This is a genomic window from Sodalis-like endosymbiont of Proechinophthirus fluctus, assembly GCF_001602625.1.
Classification (GTDB): Bacteria; Pseudomonadota; Gammaproteobacteria; order Enterobacterales; family Enterobacteriaceae.
In genome coordinates this window covers 1-4,534 of record NZ_LECR01000052.1, presented here as the reverse complement: position 1 = coordinate 4,534, position 4,534 = coordinate 1, and the positions used below count along the sequence as shown (strand labels likewise).

The following is a 4,534-nucleotide window of genomic DNA, read 5'->3' as shown; positions in this document are numbered from 1 at the left end:
GGCAGTTCCCTACTCTCGCATGGGGAGACCCCACACTACCATCGGCGCTACGGCGTTTCACTTCTGAGTTCGGCATGGGGTCAGGTGGGACCACCGCGCTAGTGCCGCCAGGCAAATTCGTTTCCGCTCCGCACCGCTTTCCCAACCCTCACTTGCATGACTGTCGGGCATTATCCGGAACATCGCTAATATCGTCTTGCCCCTTGCGCTTGGCGTTAACTTTCGCTGTGGATGCCGCGCGCTCAAACAGCTCAGGTGTTGTAAGGTTAAGTCTCACGGGTCATTAGTATCGGTTAGCTCAACGCCTCACAGCGCTTACACACCCGACCTATCAACGTCATCGTCTTTAACGTCCCTTCAGGAGGCTCAAGGCCTCAGGGAAGACTCATCTCGAGGCAAGTTTCCCGCTTAGATGCTTTCAGCGGTTATCTCTTCCGCACGTAGCTACCGGGCAATGCCATTGGCATGACAACCCGAACACCAGCGGTGCGTCCACTCCGGTCCTCTCGTACTAGGAGCAGCCCCTCTCAATCTTCCAGCGCCCACGGCAGATAGGGACCGAACTGTCTCACGACGTTCTAAACCCAGCTCGCGTACCACTTTAAATGGCGAACAGCCATACCCTTGGGACCTACTTCAGCCCCAGGATGTGATGAGCCGACATCGAGGTGCCAAACACCGCCGTCGATATGAACTCTTGGGCGGTATAAGCCTGTTATCCCCGGAGTACCTTTTATCCGTTGAGCGATGGCCCTTCCATGCAGAACCACCGGATCACTAAGACCTGCTTTCGCACCTGCTCGAGCCGTCACTCTCGCAGTCAAGCTAGCTTATGCCTTTACACTAACCTCACGATTTCCGACCGTGATTAGCTAACCTTTGTGCTCCTCCGTTACGCTTTGGGAGGAGACCGCCCCAGTCAAACTACCCACCAGACACTGTCCTCGGTCCGGGTAACGGGCCTGAGTGAGAACATCAAACATTAAAGGGTGGTATTTCAAGGTTGGCTCCATGCAGACTGGCGTCTACACTTCAAAGCCTCCCGCCTATCCTATACATTAAGGTTCAATGTTCAGTGTCAAGCTATAGTAAAGGTTCACGGGGTCTTTCCGTCTTGCCGCGGGTACACCGCATCTTCACGGCGAGTTCAATTTCACTGAGTCTCGGGTGGAGACAGCCTGGCCATCATTACGCCATTCGTGCAGGTCGGAACTTACCCGACAAGGAATTTCGCTACCTTAGGACCGTTATAGTTACGGCCGCCGTTTACCGGGGCTTCGATCAAGAGCTTCTCGCAAGCGTTAACCCCATCAATTAACCTTCCGGCACCGGGCAGGCGTCACACCGTATACGTCCACTTTCGTGTTTGCACAGTGCTGTGTTTTTAATAAACAGTTGCAGCCAGCTGGTATCTGCGACTGGCCTCAGCTCGGGGCGCAGGCCCTTCACCTACATGCCAGCGTGCCTTCTCCCGAAGTTACGGCACCATTTTGCCTAGTTCCTTCACCCGAGTTCTCTCAAGCGCCTTGGTATTCTCTACCTGACCACCTGTGTCGGTTTGGGGTACGATTCGATGTGACCTGGAGCTTAGAGGCTTTTCCTGGAAGCGTAGCATCAATTCCTTCGCCACCGTAGTAGCTCGTCATCACGCCTCAGTGTTAAGAATGAGCGGATTTGCCTGCTCGTTCCACCTTCACGCTTGAACCGGGACAACCGTCGCCCGGCGAACCTAGCTTTCTCCGTCCCCCCTTCGCAGTCACACCCAGTACAGGAATATTAACCTGCTTCCCATCGACTACGCCTTTCGGCCTCGCCTTAGGGGTCGACTCACCCTGCTCCGATTAACGTTGAACAGGAACCCTTGGTCTTCCGGCGAGCGGGCTTTTCACCCGCTTTATCGTTACTTATGTCAGCATTCGCGCTTCTGATACCTCCAGCAGCCCTCACAGGCCACCTTCTCAGGCTTACAGAACGCTCCCCTACCCAACGCACTTACGTGTCGCTGCCGCAGCTTCGGTGCATGGTTTAGCCCCGTTACATCTTCCGCGCAGGCCGACTCGACCAGTGAGCTATTACGCTTTCTTTAAATGATGGCTGCTTCTAAGCCAACATCCTGGCTGTCTGGGCCTTCCTACATCGTTTCCCACTTAACCATGACTTTGGGACCTTAGCTGGCGGTCTGGGTTGTTTCCCTCTTCACGACGGACGTTAGCACCCGCCGTGTGTCTCCCGTGATAACATTCTACGGTATTCGCAGTTTGCATCGGGTTGGTAATCCGGGATGGACCCCTAGCCGAAACAGTGCTCTACCCCCGTAGATGACTTCACGAGGCGCTACCTAAATAGCTTTCGGGGAGAACCAGCTATCTCCCGGTTTGATTGGCCTTTCACCCCTAGCCACAAGTCATCCGCTAATTTTTCAACATTAGTCGGTTCGGTCCTCCAGTTAGTGTTACCTAACCTTCAACCTGCCCATGGCTAGATCACCGGGTTTCGGGTCTATACCCTGCAACTAGACGCCCAGTTAAGACTCGGTTTCCCTACGGCTCCCCTATATGGTTAACCTTGCTACAGAATATAAGTCGCTGACCCATTATACAAAAGGTACGCAGTCACACCCCAAAGGGATGCTCCCACTGCTTGTACGTACACGGTTTCAGGTTCTATTTCACTCCCCTCGCCGGGGTTCTTTTCGCCTTTCCCTCACGGTACTGGTTCACTATCGGTCAGTCAGGAGTATTTAGCCTTGGAGGATGGTCCCCCCATCTTCAGACAGGATATCACGTGTCCCGCCCTACTCATCGAGCTCACAACAAGCGCACCTTCGGATACGGGGCTATCACCCCCTGTCGCCGGACTTTCCAGACCGTTCTCCTGATGCGCAAGCTGATGATGGCTCTGGGCTGTTCCCCGTTCGCTCGCCGCTACTGGGGGAATCTCGGTTGATTTCTTTTCCTCAGGGTACTGAGATGTTTCAGTTCCCCTGGTTCGCTTCGTTAAGCTATGGATTCACTTAACGATGATGCAACATGTTGCACCGGGTTTCCCCATTCGGACATCGTCGGCTGATAATGCTTCATATTAGCTCACCGGCGCTTTTCGCAGATTAGCACGTCCTTCATCGCCTCTGACTGCCTAGGCATCCACCGTGTACGCTTAGTCACTTAACCTCACAACCCTGAGCTGTCTGCGCCTTTCGGGCTGCACACCCTAAATTCCGGTGTCGCGCGGTACTCGGCATCCCTATGGACAGTGGAGTCCGCTGCGGTGCCTACGTGCCGCCTGCCTTTGCTTTCAGCCGTTCGCTCCGTCTCACTCGAGTTTCGCTATCAGGCGAGACCCAAAATGGTTTATGGACCCCACTGAAACGACAGTGCCTGTCGCTGGTACAGAGATAACGGATAACGCTTGCGCGTTATATCAGGTTTGCCTACTTCGTTTGAGAGACTCGCATACTGAGTTTGCACTTCAGCATGTGTTTCAAATTTTCAGCTTGTTCCGGATTGTTAAAGAGCAGTATTTCGCAGCGCACTTGAAAATACAAACACGCTCTGAAATAAACCAACAAAGTGGTGTCCCCTAGGGGGTTCGAACCCCTGTTACCGCCGTGAAAGGGCGGTGTCCTAGGCCACTAGACGAAGGGGACTCGAAAAACGCCGGAAACGCACCACGTTATTTTTGCGTGGAAGGCAGCACGCTTCGTAAGAAGGTAGCCCCCCAACCGCAAGAGCAGTGGTAACTTCTCTCAGCCGCTAGCTATGTTTAGCTTGCTCGCCAGGCAAGCAAGAAAAAGGCGTTGACGGGCTGTTTAGAGCTCGTGATAGCTATCAGACAATCTGTGTGGACACGTCACTCAACGTATCATCTAGGTAAGGAGGTGATCCAACCGCAGGTTCCCCTACGGTTACCTTGTTACGACTTCACCCCAGTCATGAATCACAAAGTGGTAAGCGCCCTCCCGTAGGTTAAGCTACCTACTTCTTTTGCAACCCACTCCCATGGTGTGACGGGCGGTGTGTACAAGGCCCGGGAACGTATTCACCGTGGCATTCTGATCCACGATTACTAGCGATTCCGACTTCATGGAGTCGAGTTGCAGACTCCAATCCGGACTACGACGCACTTTATGAGGTCCGCTGACTCTCGCGAGATCGCTTCTCTTTGTATGCACCATTGTAGCACGTGTGTAGCCCTACTCGTAAGGGCCATGATGACTTGACGTCATCCCCACCTTCCTCCGGTTTATCACCGGCAGTCTCCTTTGAGTTCCCGACCGAATCGCTGGCAACAAAGGATAAGGGTTGCGCTCGTTGCGGGACTTAACCCAACATTTCACAACACGAGCTGACGACAGCCATGCAGCACCTGTCTCAGAGTTCCTGAAGGCACCAAGGCATCTCTGCCTCGTTCTCTGGATGTCAAGAGTAGGTAAGGTTCTTCGCGTTGCATCGAATTAAACCACATGCTCCACCGCTTGTGCGGGCCCCCGTCAATTCATTTGAGTTTTAACCTTGCGGCCGTACTCCCCAGGCGG

At 53.8% G+C, this 4,534-nt stretch carries 1 tRNA gene and 3 rRNA genes; all 4 read right to left on the bottom strand.

Annotated features, from left to right (window positions below):
* Nucleotides 1-112, bottom strand: a 5S ribosomal RNA gene (gene rrf / locus BG74_RS06125); the annotation flags it as partial.
* 150 nt (nt 113-262) lie between these two features.
* Nucleotides 263-3,170: ribosomal RNA gene (locus tag BG74_RS06120) — 23S ribosomal RNA — on the bottom strand.
* 400 nt (nt 3,171-3,570) lie between these two features.
* Nucleotides 3,571-3,646 (bottom strand) — tRNA-Glu (locus tag BG74_RS06110).
* A gap of 224 nt (nt 3,647-3,870) precedes the next feature.
* Nucleotides 3,871-4,534: ribosomal RNA gene (locus BG74_RS06105) — 16S ribosomal RNA — on the bottom strand; the annotation flags it as partial.